Genomic DNA, 17,278 nt, shown 5'->3' on the forward strand with positions numbered 1-17,278 from the left:
TGCCGTGCCGGTGGCCGTCCGCCGCTCGCCAGGTGCTTGTCATGGGTTCCACGGCTGTTTCACAAAGGACAACGTCCGGGGCCCTCGGATGGTGCCGCATCGCCGCGGCGAATTACGCGAAGGGTGATCGCCGCCTCACACACGGCGAAAGGAATGGCGCCGTTCACCGGCCCGAGAGCAGAATCGGCCGATGGAACCCGTCACGCTCACCACGGACCGCCTTCTGTTGCGCACCGTCGGCCCGCAGGACACCGACGCCGTGTACGCGGCCTGTCAGGATCCCGACATCCAGCGCTGGACCACGATCCCCTCCCCGTACCTGCCCGAGCACGCGCGGGGCTTCACGGAGCAGATGGCCCCCGACGGCTGGGCGAACGGCTCGATGTTCACCTTCGGCGTCTTCCTGCCCACCGGGGACCTCACCGGCATGCTCGGCATCACCTCGCGCTCCCTCGGGGTGGGCGAGATCGGCTTCTGGGCCGCCAAGGAGCACCGCGGCAACGGCTACATCACCGAGGCCGCCGTCACGGCCGCCCGCTGGGCCTTCACCCGTATGTCGATCGACCGTGTGGAGTGGCGCGCGGAGGTCGGCAACCTGCCCTCCCGCGCGGTGGCCGAACGCGCGGGCTTCACCGTCGAGGGCACCTTGCGCGCCGCCATCAACAACAAGGGCGTGCTGCGGGACTGCTGGGTGGGCTCCCTGCTGCCGTCCGACCTGGGGATCGCCTCGACGACCCCGTACGTGCCGGCACGTGAGTGACACCGCCCCCGCTCCCGTTGTCAGTGGCTGCCTCTATCGTGCGGACGTATGACGACCCTTGCGCGTCCCACCACGGAACTGTCGGCTGACGAGGCCCGCCGCATCGCCCTGCGGGCCCAGGGCTTCCTCGGCGCCCCCGACCGCCGCGCGGGAGTCCGCGGTGTCCTCCGTCACCTGGGTGCGGTGCAGCTCGATACCATCTCCGTCCTCGCCCGCTCGCACGAGCTCATCCCCTACGCCCGCCTGGGCGCCGTGGGCCGCAGAACCGTCGAGGACGCGTACTGGAAGACCGGCTCCGAGCCGCCGCACGCGTTCGAGTACTGGTCGCACGCCGCGTGCATCCTGCCCGTCGAGGAGTGGCCGCACTTCGCCTTCCGCCGCCGCGCCTATCGCAACCGCCCGCACTGGAACCACGAGCTGCCCGACGGCACCTACGAGCAGGTGATCAAACAGCTCCGCGCGGAAGGCCCGCTCACCGCCACGGAGTTGGGCGGCGCCAAGCGCACCAGCGAGTGGTGGGACTGGTCCGGCTCCAAGGTCGCCGTGGAGCGCGCGCTGATGTACGGCGAGGTGGTGTGCGTGGAGCGCCGCGGCTGGAAGCGGGTCTACGACCTCGCCGAGCGCGCGATCCCGGACGCTCTGCTGCACGACGAACTGGACGACACCGAGTGCCTGCGCCGCCTGGTGCGGCTGGCCGGCCAGTCCCTGGGCGTGGGCACGCGGGCGGACATCGCCGACTACCACCGCCTCAAGGGCGAACAGGTCGACGCGGTGATCGCCGACTCCGGTCTGGTGCCGGTCACGGTCGAGGGCTGGTCCAAGCCGGCCTGGGCCGATCCGGCGGCCCTCGCGACCCCGCCCCGCGGCCGCCACCGTACGACCCTGCTGTCCCCCTTCGACTCCTTGATCTGGGAACGGGCGCGCACCGAGCGGATCTTCGGCTTCACCCACCGCCTGGAGGCCTACGTGCCCAAGCAGAAGCGGGTGTACGGCTATTTCGCGATGCCGGTGCTCGCCGGCGGCCGGCTGGTCGGCCGGGTCGATCCGGCCCGCGAGGGCCGCACCCTGGTGGCCAGACTGGCCACGCTGGAGGGCCGCAAGGCGGTCCCGGCGGTCGCGCAGGCGCTGGTGGAGGCGGCGAGCTGGGTGGACTGCAGCGACGTCCGCGTGGAGCGCGTGGAAGCACCGGAGCTGCGCGATCCCCTCGTCCGGGAACTCGCCCGGCTCCTGGCCTGACGTGCCCCGACGTGCTCAGCGGATCTCGAGGATCTTCTCCCGCATCGCGTAGACCACCGCCTCCATCCTGGAGTGCAGTTGCAGCTTCTCCAGGATGTTGCGCACGTGGTTCTTCACGGTGTTCTCGGAGATGAACAACTCCTTGGCGATGTCGCGGTTGTTCATTCCCGTGGCGACGAGCTTGAGGACTTCCAGTTCACGGTCCGTCAGCCGCGGCGCCGGAACGAGCCTGCGCTCGTCGGTCCGCTGGATCATCGACTTGAACTCGGTGAGCAGTTTCGACGCCATCGAGGGGCTGATCTGCGACTGCCCGTCGGCCACCGCGCGAATGGCGGTCGCCACCTCGTCGGTGGAGATCTCCTTGAGGAGATAACCGGTCGCGCCCGCCTTGATGGCGTCGTAGAGATCGGCTTCCTCGTCGCTTATCGTCAGCATGATGATCTTGGCGCTGGGGGCGACCTCCTTGATGGAGGTGCACGCCTCGATCCCGCCCCGTTTCGGCATCCGCACGTCCATGAGGATGATGTCGGGCAGCAGATCGGCGGCCTTCTCCACGGCCTCCGCGCCGTCGCCCGCCTCTCCGACGACCTGGATGTCCTCCTCGGCGGCGAGCACGATCTCCAGCCCGCGGCGGAACAGCGCGTGGTCGTCCACCACAAGGACTCTGATCGGTTCCTTGCGTGGTGAGCCCGCGTCCGGGCCCATGCCGACGACGCCGTCGTCGGCGTCCTCGTCACGCATCGGTCCGAAGCTGTCCGCCATCGTTCCTCCCCCTGAAGGCTTGGCCTGTGGTCCTGAGCCATCGCCAACCCAAGGCAACGGCCCACCGCTTGAGCCGTTGCAGCCATGATTCCATGCCCGGATGACACCGGGGTGACAGCGTGCGGTGCGAAGGGGTCGCACACCGGTGCCCCTGGGGGCGCACACGCGCACCAGGGGCACCGCTCGGCTGTCGCCCGGCAGGTCAGCCGCCGAGGGTTCCGCCCGCCTCGGGGGAATGGGTCTCGGTGACCATCGTGTCGGTCCTGAGGTGGATCACGCCGTAGTCGTAGGCGTGGCGCCGGTAGACGACGGCGGGTTCCTTCGTCTCGGAGTCGACGAACAGGTAGAAGTCGTGCCCGACCAGCTCCATCTCGTAGAGAGCCTGGTCAAGGGTCATGGGGGCGGCGACGTGGGTCTTCTCGCGGACGACGAGGGGTCCGTCCCCCTGTACCTCCAGCGAACCGATCTTCTTCGTCGGGACGGCTTCGCGCTCCTCCGCGGCGGAGGCCGCGCCGGTGCCGTTGAGTGTCGCCGCGCCCGGGACGTGGGCGGGGACCTCGGCTGCCGAGATCCTGCGCGCGCCGCGCCGCGAGAAACGCTTGTCGTGCTGCTTGCGCAGCCGGGCGTCCAGCTTTTCCGCTGCCAGGTCGAGCGCCGCGTACGGGTCGCTCGCCGCCGCCTCCGCCCGGATCACCGGACCGCGGGAGCGGAGGGTGATCTCCACTCGGTCACAGCGGTCGGCCTGTCGGGGGTTGGGCTCCTTGGACACCTCGACGTCGAGGCTGATCACCTTGCCATCGAGCTTCTGGATCTTCTCCAGCTTCAGCTTCTCGGCCACGTGCTTCCGGAACCGCTCGGGCACCTCGGTCTTGCGGCCCTTGACGACGATGTCCACGCAGAACTCCGTTCCCGGATCGCTCCGCCTCGGTGCGGAGCGTCTCCCTTTTGCACCAGATTCCGGTCAGCCCCGGAACCTCGGACTCGGTGACTTCCACCTCCTCCCCCGTGGGCGGGATCTCCACTCCCCCAGCGCGGGTGATTGCAGAAAACCCGCGACACGGCATTCGGATTCGAGAGGTGTGGCCTGCGGCTTTCCCTCACAACCGAACATATCTCGCCCGGACGGATGTCGTCACCCTCTACTGCGGCGTACCTCCGTTCAGGTGAATTGGGCCTCTCATAACCTGCAACGACGTAAGTTCTCAGTCAGTTCCGGTTTATTTCGAAAGCATCCGGCGGGGCTGCGACGACGGCCGCGCACACCCGGTCGCCGGACGTCCACCGGCTCGCCCTCTCCTGTGCTGACCGGTCGGACTGTTCTCCTCTCCTTTCCCATCTCTCACCCCTGTACACGAACGCGGACGGCGAAACGCTCGAAATCCGCCCCCCGTCCAGCCTCCCGCCGGACAGCGCCGCCCGCACCGCACGCGCCGCCTCCGCCAGGGACGCCCCGGTGGTCATCAGATCGTCGACGAGGACCACCGGCCCGGCGGTGCGCAGCAGCCGCTCACCGCCGGGAGCCACCGCCAGCGCGCCCGCGAGATTGGCCAGCCGCTCCTGCGCGCTCAGCCCCGACTGGTCGGCCACGTCCCGCCGCTGCCGCAGCACGGGGACCACCCGTGCGGGCACCCCGCACCGCCGCAGCACCCCCGCCGCCGCGAAGGCGATCCGCCGCCCCGCGTCATGCCCGCGAGCCCGCACAGCCCCCCGCGCCGAAGGCACAGGCACCAGCAACGGCCCGACGCCCCCTCCGTCCCTACGCCGAGAAGCCCCCGCCGCGCCGACCTGGCCCCGAGACCTCCCACACCCCTCAGGCACCCCGCCGGCTGACAGCACCTCTCCGTGCCCGGCAGTCCCACCCAGCGCACGCCAATACCCAGCAGCCGCCTCCGGAGCCCGGCCGGCCGACGCCGCCGGTTCGCGCGCGGCACCCCGGCCACCCGGCGCGCGCAGGCCCTCGACACCCGCCTCCGGCGCCCGCCCGACCGCCGAGGCATCCGGCAACCGCCCGCGCCCGTCCTCCGCAGCACGCGCCCCCCGCACGCGCCACCGGTCCGCGTCGGCCTCCGCCGCCCACGCCGCCAACCCCGCCCGCACAGAGCCCGCGAGCGCCTCGCCCAAAGGGCGCGCAAGCGTCAGGGAGCCGCGTTCCTTGTGGGCCAGCAGGGTCGCGCGCACCTCGTCGGCGTACGGGGCCGCCGCGTGCACGACCGGCAGACCGGCCGGTTCCGGCTCCGGGCGCACCCGGCGTGGCGGCGCCCCGCTCAGCGCCGTACGGCACCGGGCGCACAGCACCGTGCGCGGCCTGCCGCATCCGCCGCACTCGGCCGGAAGCACCAGGTCGGTGAAGTCACGCCACCAGCCCCGCATGGCCCCACTGTGCCAACGCCCACCCCGACCGGCCACCCCTGTGGACAACTCGGCCGGACCGCGCCGGGCCACAGCGGAGCGGACGGCATCACCCCGGATAGACCGGCGCCGACCCCTGCGTCACCTTCTGCCACTGCGCACCCGACGGCAGCCGTACGATCCCGTCCACCGAGTACGCCACCAGCGGCACCCGGTCGTCGGAGGACGCGGTGACCTCCTTGACCCCGGTGAGGGCGGCGGGCGGCGAGATGTCCGGCGTGGAGCCGTCGACATCGACGTAGCGCATCTGCTCGACGCCACCCTGCTCGCGTCCGACCACCACGAGCCGGCTGTCCCCGGTCCACGACATCGCGGTGACCTGCTCCAACTCGGGCGTCGGCGAGCGCAGTTCCAGCACGGTGACCGTGGGCCGCTCGTCCGTCCTGTCGTCCGGCCTGCTGCGTTCGATCCGCCCGACCAGCAGCGAACGCCGCTCGCCCTTCTCCACGACGAGCGCGATCCGCACCCCGTCGGCGGCCACCCGGACCGACTGGATGCGACCGTCGAGCCCCGGCGTCCGCACCTCCAGCGGCTCCCCGCCGCCCTTCTCCAGCAGATACAGCCGCGGGTCGGCGGGGTCCCGGTCGGCCACCCACAGCCCGCCCTGGGCATCCCAGCTCGGCGCGGTCAGCCGGTCCTTCTCCGTCCTGCCCCGGCTGCGCAGCACGGGCTCGCCGAGCGAACCGCCCGACACCATCGACCCGACGTACAGCGACTTGCCGTCGATCGCGACCCCGGCCGCGGTGTGCTCGTCCCGCGCGACCGCCACGGACCGCAGCGCCTTCTCGCCCTCGCCCAGCGCTCCCGGCACCGCCTCCGGGTCCGTGTCGCTGTTGCCCGCGGCGATCCGCACCAGCTTGTGGTCCTCGTCGAGGAAGTACAGGTAGTCGGGGTGGTGCTGCGAGCCCCGCGCGGCGACGGTGTCGGCACCCTCCTGGCTGAGCGAGCACAACTGCTTCTCGCCGGCCCGCAGGTCGACCTCCTCCACGACCGGACTGAGGTTGCGCAGCGTGAACAGCAGCTGGGCGGCCATCTCCTCGCAGCGGTTGAGCCCCACCTTCGCCGCCCGGCCGTTGAGCGGCACGGTCAGCCTGCCCCGCTCGTCCGCCGTCAGCGCCCCGGCGCCCTTCGCCAGCGCCGTCCCCGTCGGGAAGCTCGACCTGACCACGTGGTTCAGCCAGGTGGTGGGGCCGCGCAGCAGAGAGCGCACCATCTGCGTCGTGGGGTCCACATGACTGCGCACGTAGACGGGATCGGCCACCGCCATCGGGGGCGAACCGGCCGCGGAACCCGCGGTGTTCGAGGCGAAGTAGTACTTGTTGACCGACATGAAGTTGCGCTCGAAGTCCGACTGGCCCATGACGATGCCCGGCGGCACCCCGTCGATGCGCCACTCGCGGTTCTTCGTGTCCCGCGTGAGATGCAGCAGCTTGTCGTACGACCCCGAGGCGGGCGCGTAGGACTGCTGCGCGTCCACGGTGGCGACCTTGGTGCCCGTCAGCGTGAAGGACCGCACATCGGCGTCCTCCCGCACCGGACGGTCCTCCTGGGCGTCCGGCCCGTCGGCGAGCACCGTGGTGGACACCTCCGGCCGCCACGTCTTCGCGGCGTCCTCGGTCAGATACTGGCGCGCGGTCTTGTACTGCGGGTCGTCGCTGGTCAGCGCCTCCAGAAAGCCCTGCACGATCTGCGTGGGCGTCGCGTCGTCACTCGGCGGCATGGCGAACACGCGCACCTGCGTGTCCTGGCGGGGCGTGGACTCGACGTCGCGCAGATCCCCGCTGTCCGGCATCGAGGCGCACCCGGCCAGCAGTACGGCACCGGCAGCGGCGCACACCGCTGCCCGCACCGGCCTCCCCCGATCGGCCCGGACCCCCCTACCGCCCACGTGAAGCCTCCCCTTGCCTGTCGTATCCCTCGGCGCGTCCCGCCCCTGCCGCACGCGCACCGTTCCTGTCGGTCTCGGCACCGGCGCTCGTGTCAGGGCCTGCTCCTGTCCCGGCTCCCTGCGCGGCCCCGTCCGTCCCGGCATGCCCTGCCCCGCCGCCGGCGGGCGGCTCCCCCCGCTCTCGCTCACCCGACGCCTGCCGGGACACCACACGGGCGCCGTTCCCCGGCAGGGCCGTCGGATCCGCGGCGGGTGCGGCGCCGGTGGGCCTCGGGGCGAGCGGGTCCCGGGACGACCGTGCCGTCACGCCCGTGCCCGCCTGCTGCGCCGGCACTGTGGCGCGCTTGGTGCCGTCCGCGCCGCCACTGGGCAGGCCGGCGTCGTCGAGCCCGCGGTTGCGCCGTGAGTCCTTCGGCTCCAGGGGTATCGGGGACCCGCGCAGCGGCTCGTCCGCTGTCCTCGGCAGCGTCAGCCGGAACTGCGAGCCGCCGCCCGGCTCACCCCACGCCTGCAGCCAGCCGCCGTGCAGCCGCGCGTCCTCCAGGGCGATCGACAGGCCGAGGCCCGTACCGCCGGTGGTACGCGCGCGTGCCGGGTCAGCCCGCCAGAAGCGGCTGAAGACCCGCGTCGCCTCGCCGGGCTTGAGCCCGACCCCGTAGTCGCGCACCGCGATCGCGACCGCCCCGCCCGCGGCGGCGAGCTTGACGACGACGTCCTTGCCCTCGCCGTGCTCGACGGCGTTGACGACGAGATTGCGCAGTACGCGCTCCACGCGCCGCGCGTCCGCCTCGGCGACCACCGGCTGCTGATCGCCGACGACCTTTATCTCGGTGCCCTTGCGCTCGGCGAGCGGCTCGGCCCCGGTGACGACCCGGCGTACGACGTCCCGCAGATCTATCGGCTCCGCCTCCAGCGCCGCCGCGCCCGCGTCGAAACGGCTGATCTCCAGCAGGTCGGCGAGCAGCGACTCGAACCGGTCCAGCTGGTCGGCGAGCAGCTCGGCCGACCGCGCGGTCACCGGGTCGAAGTCCTCGCGTGCCTCATGGATGACGTCCGCCGCCATCCGCACCGTCGTCAGCGGCGTACGCAGCTCGTGCGACACGTCGGAGACGAACCGGCGCTGCATCCGCGACAGGTCCTCGAGCTGGTTGATCTTCAGCTGGAGGTTCTGCGCCATCTTGTTGAACGCCTCACCGAGACGCGCGATGTCGTCCTCGCCGGTGACCTTCATCCGCTCCTGGAGCCGCCCGGCGGACAGCCGCTCGGCGATCCCGGCCGCCATCCGTACCGGCGTGACGACCTGCCGCACCACGAGCCAGGCGATGGCGCCCAGCAGCACGACGACGAACAGCCCCGCGGTCGCCAGGGTGCCCTTCACCAGGCTCAGCGACTTCTCCTCCTGTGTGAGCGGGAAGAGGTAGTACAGCTGGTAGGGGTTGTTGTTGGGGTCGCTGACCTGCTTGCCGATGACCAGCCCCGGCTGGGACTCGGCCCCGCTGTCGTAGATGATGCGGGTGTAGCTCTGCACGGCCGTCGAGCTGGAGTTGACCCGCTCACGCAGGTCCTCCGGCACGCTGGCGGTCGCGATGACCTGGCCCGAGGCGCGCGGGCCGCGCCCGCCGCCGCTGTCGTCGCCCGCGGGCAGCGTCACCACGTCGAAGGCACCCTGACCGCCGCTGGAGAGCGACTCGACGAGGTCGCTCATCCACTGGATGACGCTCGTCGACGGTTCTCCGTCCACGGTGGTGCCGTCGTCGCCGGTGATGCTCGCCGCCTCGTCGGCCTTCTGCTCGGCCACGGCGAACCCGCCGACGGCCTGGCTCTGCGAGGCCTTCACCTTGGCGTCGAGCAGTCCGTTGCGCACCTGCCCGATCACGACGAAGCCGAGCAGCAGGACCACGCCCAGCGACATCAGCAGCGTGGTGACGACGACCTTGAGCTGGATGTTGCGCCGCCACAACCGCATCACCGGCAGCAGCGGCCTGCGCACCCAGCGCACGAACAGCCGGATCACCGGGCTGCCGTGGACTCCGCCCTGCAGCAGCCCGCCGTCCAGCAGGCGTCCCCAGCGGGAGCCCGCCGTCCTCCCGCCGACAGGCCGCTCCGGACGGCCCCCGGACCGGCCGGGCGCCGAAGCGGCACTGTCACCGGACATGTCAGCTCGGTCCTGCCTTGTATCCGACACCACGGACGGTCACCACGATCTCCGGCTTCTCCGGGTCCTTCTCGACCTTGGAGCGCAGCCGCTGCACATGCACGTTCACCAGGCGCGTGTCCGCCGCGTGACGGTAGCCCCAGACCTGCTCGAGCAGCACCTCACGCGTGAACACCTGCCACGGCTTGCGGGCCAGCGCCACCAGCAGGTCGAACTCCAGCGGCGTCAGCGCGATCGACTGCCCGTCCCGCTTCACCGAGTGCCCGGCCACGTCGATCACCAGATCGCCGATGGCGAGCTGCTCCGGCGCCGGCTCCTCCGACCTGCGCAGCCGCGCCCGGATCCGGGCGACCAGCTCCTTCGGCTTGAACGGCTTCACGATGTAGTCGTCGGCGCCGGACTCCAGGCCCACCACGACATCGACGGTGTCGCTCTTCGCCGTGAGCATCACGATCGGCACCCCGGACTCCGCCCTGATCAGACGGCAGACCTCGATACCGTCCCGGCCGGGCAGCATCAGGTCCAGCAGCACCAGGTCGGGCTTGGTCTCGCGGAAGGCGGCCAGCGCCTTGTCGCCGTCGGCTACGAAAGACGGCTCAAAACCCTCACCACGCAGCACAATGCCGAGCATCTCGGCCAGTGCGGTGTCGTCGTCGACGACAAGGACTCGTCCCTTCATAAACGACATCATCCCATTCTCATAACGGTGGCGAAGGTGCAGGTGAGGCACGTCACTGCCTCGTGACGATAGTCGTAGGCCACCGTCACTGTCTGCCCCCGGCCGCCGTGAGCCTGCCCGGCCCCCGGCCGGGCAGGCTCACGGCGGTTCTGAGTCGGTTCCCGGCCCGGTTCTCGGCCCGGTTCTCGGTCGGTTCTCAGTCGGTCGTGCCCGGACGCGCCTTCGCGCACAGCTCGGCCAGCGCCTCCGCCGTCACGGGGGAGACGACGCCCTCCTCCGTGACGATCGCCGTCACCAGCTCCGGCGGCGTCACATCGAACGCCGGGTTGTACGCCTGCGTCCCCAGCGGCGCCACCGGGATCCCGCCGCCCGCCTCCGTGCCGGCCACCGGCACCTGGGGCGCGGTGATCTCGGTGACCTCGTGCCCGGGCCGCTGCTCGACCTCGATGGCCGCTCCGTCCGGGGTGTCCGGGTCCACGGTCGTCACCGGCGCGACCACGATGAACGGCACATGGTGGTACCGCGCCAGCACCGCGAGCGGGTAGGTCCCGACCTTGTTCGCCACCGACCCGTCGGCCGCGATCCGGTCCGCCCCGACCAGCACCGCGTCCACCTCGCCCGCCGCGAACAGCGACCCCGCCGCGTTGTCCGTGAGCAGCGTGTACGCCATGCCGCTGCCGGCCGCCTCGTACGCCGTGAGCCGGGCGCCCTGCAACAGCGGACGCGTCTCGTCCACCCACAGCCGCCGCAGCTCCCCCGCCCGGTGTGCGGCCAGCGCCACCGCGAACGCCGTGCCCTCCCCGCCCGACACCAGCGACCCGGTGTTGCAGTGCGTCAGGATCCGGTGCCCGCCGCCGGGCAGCAGCTCGGTGAGCAGCGCCAGGCCGTGCTCGGCCATGCGGGCGCTGGCCTCGGCGTCCTCCCGGTGCAGCTGCCGTGCCGCGGCCAGCGCGGCCCCGGCCGCCTGCCGGGGGTCGCCGGAGCGCGCGAGAGCCGCCTGATAGGCCGTGTGGGCCCGGCGGACCCCGACCGCGAGGTTCACCGCGGTCGGCCGGGCGCTCTCCAGTGCCGACGCCGCGTCGTCCACCTCGAAGCCCCGCACGGCGGCGAGCGCGACGCCGTACGCCCCGGCGATGCCGAGCAGGGGCGCCCCGCGGACGGCGAGCGAGCGGATCGCCTCCACCAGCGCCGACGCATCCGTACAGACGAGCTCGACCTCCTCGGCCGGCAGCCTCGTCTGGTCGAGCAGGACCAGGACGGGTCCTTCGGGTGGCTCTTCCCAGCGGATCGCCGGGATCTCGGTCGGCCGCTTGTTGTCGCCGCTGTGCGCGTACTGATCAGCCATGCGGTCAGTCTGCCCCCTAACGCGCGGACAATTGAAGCTATGCAGCCCTCACCTCGCCAGGTCACCCGATGACCACCCCATGGCACGATGGCTGCCAACCTGCCGCCGCGACCGCGGACGGGCACCGTGAAGGAGCGACGATGAACGACACTCCGGGCTGGGCCTCGCCCGGATCCGCCCCGTCCGAGGGGCAGGAGCCCGGCACGTCCGGCCCTGCCGAGCCCGCCGACCGCCAGAACCCCGAGGAACCCGCAGACCGCCCCCAGCAGCCGCGGCAGCCCGCCGACCGGCCCCAGCAGCCGGGGCAACCCGAGCAGCCCGGTCAGCCGGGTCAGGCACCGCAGGGACCGGGCATGAAGTGGTCGAAGGAGCAGCCGCCACCGAGCCAGTGGTCCGCGCCCACCGGCGCACCCGGCACCCCGCCCGGCCCGGGCCGGACGCCGCCTCCGCCCCCGCCCGGCCCGGGCTGGGGCACCCCGCCTCCCGCCGGCCCCGGAGGCTACGGCGGCCCCGGGAGCCACGGAGGCCCCGGAGGCCACGGCGGTGGCTACGGAGCCCCCGGCGGACCCGGCGGCCAGGGTGCCTGGGGCGGCGCCTGGGGAGGCGGCTGGGGCGGTCCGCCGCCCGCGGCCAAGCCCGGTGTGATCCCGCTCCGCCCGCTCGGCGTGGGTGAGATCCTCGACGGCGCCGTCTCCACCATGCGCACCTACTGGCGCACGGTCCTCGGCATCTCGCTGACCGTCGCCGTCCTCACCGAGATCGTCGTCGTCCTCTTCCAGGGACTGGTCCTGGACACCTCCAGCAGCGACGTGCTCAACGACCCGAGCGCCACGCTCAGCGAACTCACCCGGGCCATGGGCGACGCCCTGCTCAACAACGGCGTCATCTTCCTGATCACCCTGGTCGGCACCGTCGCCGCCACCGCCCTGCTCACCACCGTCACCAGCCGTGCCGTACTCGGCAAGCCGGTCACCACGGGCGAGGCCTGGCGCGACGCCCGTCCTCAGGTCCTGAAGCTGTTCGGCCTGATCTGCCTGCTGCTGCTCATCACCGCCGGCATCGTCACCGCCGGTTCGCTGCCCGGCATCCTGGTGACCGTCGCGGGCGCCACCGGACCTGGCGTGGCGCTCACCGTCCTGGGCATCATCGGCGCCGGCGTGGTCGCCCTGTGGCTGATGATCCGCTTCTCGCTGGCCTCGCCGACGCTGATGCTGGAGAAGCAGGGCATCGTGAAGGCGATGACCCGCTCCGCGAAGCTGGTCCGCGGCTCCTGGTGGCGGATCTTCGGCATACAGCTGCTCGCCACGGTCATCGCGAACGTCGTCGCCTCGATCATCGTCATCCCGTTCACCTTCCTCGCCGCGGCCCTCGGCAGCGACGGCGTCTCCGGTTTCCTCAACAACCCCGGCGACGTCGGCTGGACGTTCCTCATCGTCAGCGGCATCGGCTCGGTCATCGGCGCCGTGATCACGTTCCCGATCACGGCCGGCGTCACCGTGCTGCTCTACATCGACCAGCGCATCCGCCGCGAGGCCCTCGACCTCGAACTGGCCCGCGCCGCAGGCCTCCAGGGCTACGGCACCGGCACCAACCCGGGGAGCTGATGCGGTGAACGCCACGGGGGGAGTTCTCACATCGGTACAGGCCCTGCCCGGTGCCGCGGACACGGCCGTACGGACCCTGCTGCGCGGCGACGACGAGCCGCCCCTGACCGTCCCGCGTGATCCCGCGCGGGAGGCGGCCCGGCGCGAGCTGTCCAAGCGCATGTACCACGAGAACGACCCCGGCTGGTTCCAGCGGGCCCTGGACGCCTTCTGGGAGTGGGTCGACGACCTGCTGAGCACCGCCTCCACCGCGACACCCGGCGGCACACTCGGCCTGATCGTCATCATCGCGGCGGTCGTCGCCGTACTGGCCGCCCTCTGGTGGCGCCTGGGCACCCCGCGCCGCGAGCCCACCTCCGCCCCAGCCCTGTTCGACGACCGCCCCCGCAGCGCCGCCGAACACCGCGCGGCGGCCGAGGCGCACGCCGCCCAGAGGCACTGGAACCAGGCCGTGCAGGAGCGCATGCGGGCCATCGTCCGCTCCCTGGAGGAGCGCGCCCTCCTCGACATCCGCCCCGGCCGCACCGCCGACGAGGCCGCCGCCGAGGCGGGCCGCGCCCTGCCGACCCACACCGACGGGCTGCACGCCGCCGCCCGCGCCTTCGACGACGTGACATACGGCGGCCGGACGGCGACCGAGGAGTCGTACCGACGCATCGCCGCGCTCGACCGCGACCTGGAACGCACCAGACCGCAGCTGCCGACCAGCAGCACGGCCCCCAGCACCACCGACACCACGGACCCCCACGCCCGCCAGGGAGCCGCCGGATGACGACCGAGGTCACGCTCCCGTCCACCTCGGCCTCGCCCACCGCCCGCCAGGTGTGGACCCGCACGCGAGGCATCGCTCTCGCGCTGGTCGTGCTGCTCGCGGCAGCCGTGGCCATCGCCCTGGTCCGCTCGGACAGCCGGCACGGCGAACTCGACCCGCGCTCCGCCGACCCCAACGGCAGCCGAGCCGTGGCCGAACTCCTGGCCGACCGCGGGGTGGACACACGCGTGGTGACGACCCTGGACGAAGCGGGCGCGGCATCCGGGCCCGACACGACCCTCCTGATCGCCGTCCCCGACCTGCTGACCCCCAGTCAGCAGACCCGGCTGCACTCGGCGTTCGCCGACTCCGGAGGCCGCACCGTCCTGGTCGCCGCCGGCGGCGTCTCCGTGGAGCGCCTCGCCCCCGGCGTCACCGCCGACCCTGCGACCAGCCTCGACACCACCCTCTCGCCCGACTGCGCGCTGCCCGCCGCCCGCCGCGCGGGCACCGCCGACACGGGCGGCATCCGCTACAGCACCACCCACGTCACCGCCGACGAGTGCTACCCCAGCGAGCGCCTGGCCACACTGCTGCGCATCCCGGCCCCGTCCGGCGACGGCGACACCGTCCTGCTCGGCGCGCCCGACATCCTCCTCAACGACCGCCTCGACGAGCAGGGAAACGCCTCGCTCGCCCTCCAACTCCTCGGCACCCGCCCGCATCTGGTCTGGTACCTCCCCTCACTCGCCGACGCCTCCGCCGCCCCCGAGGACGAGCGCGGCTTCTTCGACCTGCTCCCCTCCGGCTGGCTCTGGGGCACACTGCAGCTCTTCATCGCGGCAGCCCTGGCCGCCCTGTGGCGGGCACGCCGACTCGGCCCTCTGGTCCCCGAAAAACTCCCCGTGGCGATCCGCGCCTCCGAAACCGTCGAAGGCCGCGCCCGCCTCTACCGCAGGGCGAACGCCCGCGACCGCGCCGCCGCCGCTCTTCGCTCCACCACCCGCACGCGCCTCGCCCCCCTCGTCGGCGTCCCCGTCACCCAGGCGCACACGCCCGAAGCCCTGCTCCCCGCACTGTCCGCCCACCTCCAGGCCGACGGACAACAGTCCTTGCAGCCCCTCCTCTTCGGCCCGCCACCCGGCGACGACGCAAGCCTGATCCAGCTCGCCGACCGACTCGACGCCCTCGAAAGTGAGGTACGCCGTCCATGATGGACCCGACCACTGACAACGCCGCGCACACCGGGGATCCGGCCGCCGCCCGGGCCTCCCTGGAAGCCCTGCGCGCCGAGATCGGCAAAGCCGTGGTCGGCCAGGACCCCGCAGTCACCGGCCTCGTCGTCGCCCTGCTCTGCCGCGGGCACGTCCTTCTCGAAGGCGTCCCCGGCGTCGCCAAGACGCTGCTGATCCGCGCCCTCGCCGCAACCCTCGAACTCGACACCAAACGCGTCCAGTTCACGCCCGACCTGATGCCGAGCGACGTCACCGGCTCCCTGGTCTACGACGCCCGCACCGCCGAGTTCTCCTTCCAGCCCGGCCCGGTCTTCACCAACCTGCTCCTCGCCGACGAGATCAACCGCACGCCCCCGAAGACCCAGTCGTCCCTCCTCGAGGCCATGGAGGAACGCCAGGTCACCGTCGACGGCACCCCCCGCCTCCTCCCCGATCCCTTCCTGGTGGCGGCGACGCAGAACCCCGTGGAGTACGAGGGCACCTACCCCCTCCCGGAAGCCCAGCTGGACCGCTTCCTCCTCAAACTCACCATCCCCCTGCCCTCCCGCCAGGACGAGATCGACGTCCTCACCCGCCACGCCGAGGGCTTCAACCCGCGCGACCTGCGCGCCGCCGGAGTACGCCCCGTAGCGGGCGCCACCGACCTGGAGGCGGCCCGCGCCGCCGTCGCCAAGACGACCGTCTCCCCCGAGATCACCGCCTACGTCGTCGACATCTGCCGAGCCACCCGTGAGTCGCCGTCCCTCACCCTCGGCGTCTCCCCCCGAGGAGCCACCGCTCTGCTGTCCACAGCCCGCGCCTGGGCCTGGCTGACCGGCCGCGACTACGTCATCCCGGACGATGTGAAGGCCCTCGCCCTGCCCACCCTCCGCCACCGCGTCCAACTCCGCCCTGAAGCCGAGATGGAAGGCGTCACGGCCGACTCGGTCATCAACGCCATCCTGGCCCACGTCCCCGTCCCCCGCTGATGGCGCTCACCGGACGCGCCGCCCTCCTCGCGGCCCTCGGCTCCCTCCCCGTCGGCATCTGGGAACCCAGCTGGACGGGCATCCTCGCCGTCAACGGCCCCCTGGCGGTGGCCTGCGCCTGCGACTACGCGCTGGCCGCCCCCGTGAGGCGCCTCGGTCTCACCCGCTCCGGCGACACCTCGGCCCGCCTGGGCGACACCGCCGACGTCACCCTGACCATCACCAACCCGTCCCGCCGCCCGCTCCGCGCCCGCATCCGCGACGCCTGGCCCCCGAGCAGCTGGCAGCCCGGTACCGAGGTGGCGGCCTCCCGCCACCGCGTGGTGATCCCCCCGGGCGAACGCCGGCGCATCACCACCCGGCTGCGCCCCACCCGCCGAGGTGACCGCCAGGCCGACCGCGTCACCGTCCGCTCCTACGGCCCTCTCGGTCTCTTCGCCCGCCAGGGCACCCACAAGGTCCCCTGGACGGTACGGGTCCTCCCCCCGTTCACAAGCCGCAAGCACCTGCCCTCCAAGCTGGCCCGCCTGCGCGAACTCGACGGCCGCACCAGCGTCCTCACACGAGGCGAGGGCACGGAGTTCGACAGCCTGCGCGACTACGTCCCCGGCGACGACACCCGCTCCATCGACTGGCGCGCCACAGCCCGCCAGTCCACCGTCGCCGTCCGCACGTGGCGCCCCGAGCGCGACCGCCACATCCTGCTGGTCCTGGACACCGGCCGCACCAGCGCCGGCCGCGTCGGCGACGTCCCCCGCCTGGACGCCTCCATGGACGCGGCCCTGCTTCTGGCGGCCCTCGCCTCACGTGCCGGCGACCGCGTCGACCTCCTCGCCTACGATCGCCGCCTCCGCACCCTGGTCCAGGGCCGCACGGCGGGCGATCTCCTGCCGTCCCTGGTCAACGCCATGGCCACCCTCGAACCCGAGCTGGTCGAAACCGACGCCCGGGGTCTCGCGGCCACAGCCCTGCGCACCGCGCCTCGCCGCTCCTTGATCGTGCTGCTCACCACGCTGGACACGGCCCCCATCGAGGAGGGCCTGCTGCCGGTGCTGGCCCAACTGACCCAGCGCCACACGGTTCTGCTGGCGTCGGTAGCGGACCCGCACGTCGCCCGCATGGCCAAGGCACGCGGCACCACGGAAGCGGTGTACGAGGCCGCGGCGGCCGCTCAGGCCCACACGGAGCGCGACCGCACGGCGGAACAACTCCGCCGCCATGGCGTCACAGTCGTGGACGCGACCCCGGACGAATTGGCCCCGGCTCTGGCAGACGCCTACCTGGCACTGAAGTCCGCCGGCCGACTCTGAGAACAGGGGCCCGACGGCCCCTGTTTGCTAATACGCCCAGAAACGCAGAAAACCCCGCACCATACGGTGCGGGGTTCCCCGGAATAATTGTTCGGCGGCGTCCTACTCTCCCACAGGGTCCCCCCTGCAGTACCATCGGCGCTGTAAGGCTTAGCTTCCGGGTTCGGAATGTAACC

At 72.4% G+C, this 17,278-nt stretch carries 14 protein-coding genes and 1 rRNA gene; 7 read left to right on the plus strand and 8 right to left on the minus strand.

The window, feature by feature from the left end:
* Positions 1-190: 190 nt before the first annotated feature.
* Together AB0412_RS26315 and AB0412_RS26320 are read left to right on the plus strand one after the other, a co-directional pair.
* Entirely contained in the window at positions 191-760 is a 570-nt protein-coding gene (locus AB0412_RS26315) for a GNAT family N-acetyltransferase (RefSeq protein ID WP_366405047.1), read from the plus strand.
* Between the two features lie 48 nt (positions 761-808).
* The gene (locus AB0412_RS26320; protein WP_366405048.1) at positions 809-1,996 is read left to right on the plus strand and encodes a crosslink repair DNA glycosylase YcaQ family protein; all 1,188 of its coding nucleotides are present in this window, start codon (positions 809-811) and stop codon (positions 1,994-1,996) included.
* Positions 1,997-2,011: 15 nt separating this feature from the next.
* Here the strand turns inward: AB0412_RS26320 and AB0412_RS26325 are convergent, their stop codons facing one another.
* The 7 genes from AB0412_RS26325 to mtnA form a co-directional block, all read right to left on the minus strand.
* Positions 2,012-2,758 carry a response regulator transcription factor gene (locus AB0412_RS26325; protein WP_260829410.1) on the minus strand — a complete coding sequence of 249 codons (747 nt, stop codon included), beginning with the start codon at positions 2,756-2,758 and terminating at the stop codon, positions 2,012-2,014.
* Between the two features lie 202 nt (positions 2,759-2,960).
* A complete protein-coding gene (raiA, locus tag AB0412_RS26330) occupies positions 2,961-3,653 on the minus strand; it encodes a ribosome-associated translation inhibitor RaiA (protein ID WP_366405049.1) in 693 nt (230 codons plus the stop codon).
* A 311-nt stretch (positions 3,654-3,964) separates the two neighbouring features.
* Entirely contained in the window at positions 3,965-4,459 is a 495-nt protein-coding gene (locus AB0412_RS26335; protein WP_366405050.1) for a hypothetical protein, read from the minus strand.
* A gap of 757 nt (positions 4,460-5,216) precedes the next feature.
* Positions 5,217-6,959: an LpqB family beta-propeller domain-containing protein gene (locus AB0412_RS26340; RefSeq protein WP_366405060.1), complete on the minus strand. Its 1,743-nt coding sequence runs from the start codon at positions 6,957-6,959 to the stop codon at positions 5,217-5,219.
* Between the two features lie 85 nt (positions 6,960-7,044).
* A complete protein-coding gene (gene mtrB / locus AB0412_RS26345; RefSeq protein WP_366405051.1) occupies positions 7,045-9,210 on the minus strand; it encodes an MtrAB system histidine kinase MtrB in 2,166 nt (721 codons plus the stop codon).
* Position 9,211: 1 nt separating this feature from the next.
* Entirely contained in the window at positions 9,212-9,901 is a 690-nt protein-coding gene (gene mtrA, locus AB0412_RS26350; RefSeq protein WP_003975799.1) for a two-component system response regulator MtrA, read from the minus strand.
* Positions 9,902-10,085: 184 nt separating this feature from the next.
* Positions 10,086-11,234: an S-methyl-5-thioribose-1-phosphate isomerase gene (gene mtnA / locus AB0412_RS26355; protein ID WP_366405052.1), complete on the minus strand. Its 1,149-nt coding sequence runs from the start codon at positions 11,232-11,234 to the stop codon at positions 10,086-10,088.
* 140 nt (positions 11,235-11,374) lie between these two features.
* Between mtnA and AB0412_RS26360 the strand changes: the two genes are divergently transcribed.
* From AB0412_RS26360 to AB0412_RS26380, 5 genes are read left to right on the plus strand one after another with little or no spacing between them, the layout of a single operon-like run.
* Positions 11,375-12,838 carry a glycerophosphoryl diester phosphodiesterase membrane domain-containing protein gene (locus tag AB0412_RS26360; RefSeq protein ID WP_366405053.1) on the plus strand — a complete coding sequence of 488 codons (1,464 nt, stop codon included), beginning with the start codon at positions 11,375-11,377 and terminating at the stop codon, positions 12,836-12,838.
* A 4-nt stretch (positions 12,839-12,842) separates the two neighbouring features.
* Positions 12,843-13,610 carry a DUF4129 domain-containing protein gene (locus AB0412_RS26365; protein WP_366405054.1) on the plus strand — a complete coding sequence of 256 codons (768 nt, stop codon included), beginning with the start codon at positions 12,843-12,845 and terminating at the stop codon, positions 13,608-13,610.
* On the plus strand, positions 13,607-14,803 hold the full coding sequence (locus tag AB0412_RS26370) for a DUF4350 domain-containing protein (RefSeq protein WP_366405055.1): 1,197 nt from the start codon (positions 13,607-13,609) through the stop codon (positions 14,801-14,803). Before AB0412_RS26365 ends, AB0412_RS26370 begins: the two co-directional genes overlap by 4 nt.
* Positions 14,803-15,792 (plus strand): MoxR family ATPase, encoded by a 990-nt coding sequence (locus tag AB0412_RS26375; RefSeq protein WP_366405061.1) that lies wholly within the window; start codon positions 14,803-14,805, stop codon positions 15,790-15,792. Before AB0412_RS26370 ends, AB0412_RS26375 begins: the two co-directional genes overlap by 1 nt.
* Entirely contained in the window at positions 15,792-17,102 is a 1,311-nt protein-coding gene (locus AB0412_RS26380) for a DUF58 domain-containing protein (protein WP_366405056.1), read from the plus strand. The genes AB0412_RS26375 and AB0412_RS26380 overlap by 1 nt, the downstream gene beginning before the upstream one ends.
* A gap of 89 nt (positions 17,103-17,191) precedes the next feature.
* On the opposite strand, the gene rrf is transcribed toward AB0412_RS26380, so the two are convergent.
* Positions 17,192-17,278, minus strand: a 5S ribosomal RNA gene (gene rrf / locus AB0412_RS26385); the annotation flags it as partial.

This window comes from Streptomyces sp. NPDC052012 (assembly GCF_040689265.1).
Taxonomy (GTDB): domain Bacteria; phylum Actinomycetota; class Actinomycetes; order Streptomycetales; family Streptomycetaceae; genus Streptomyces.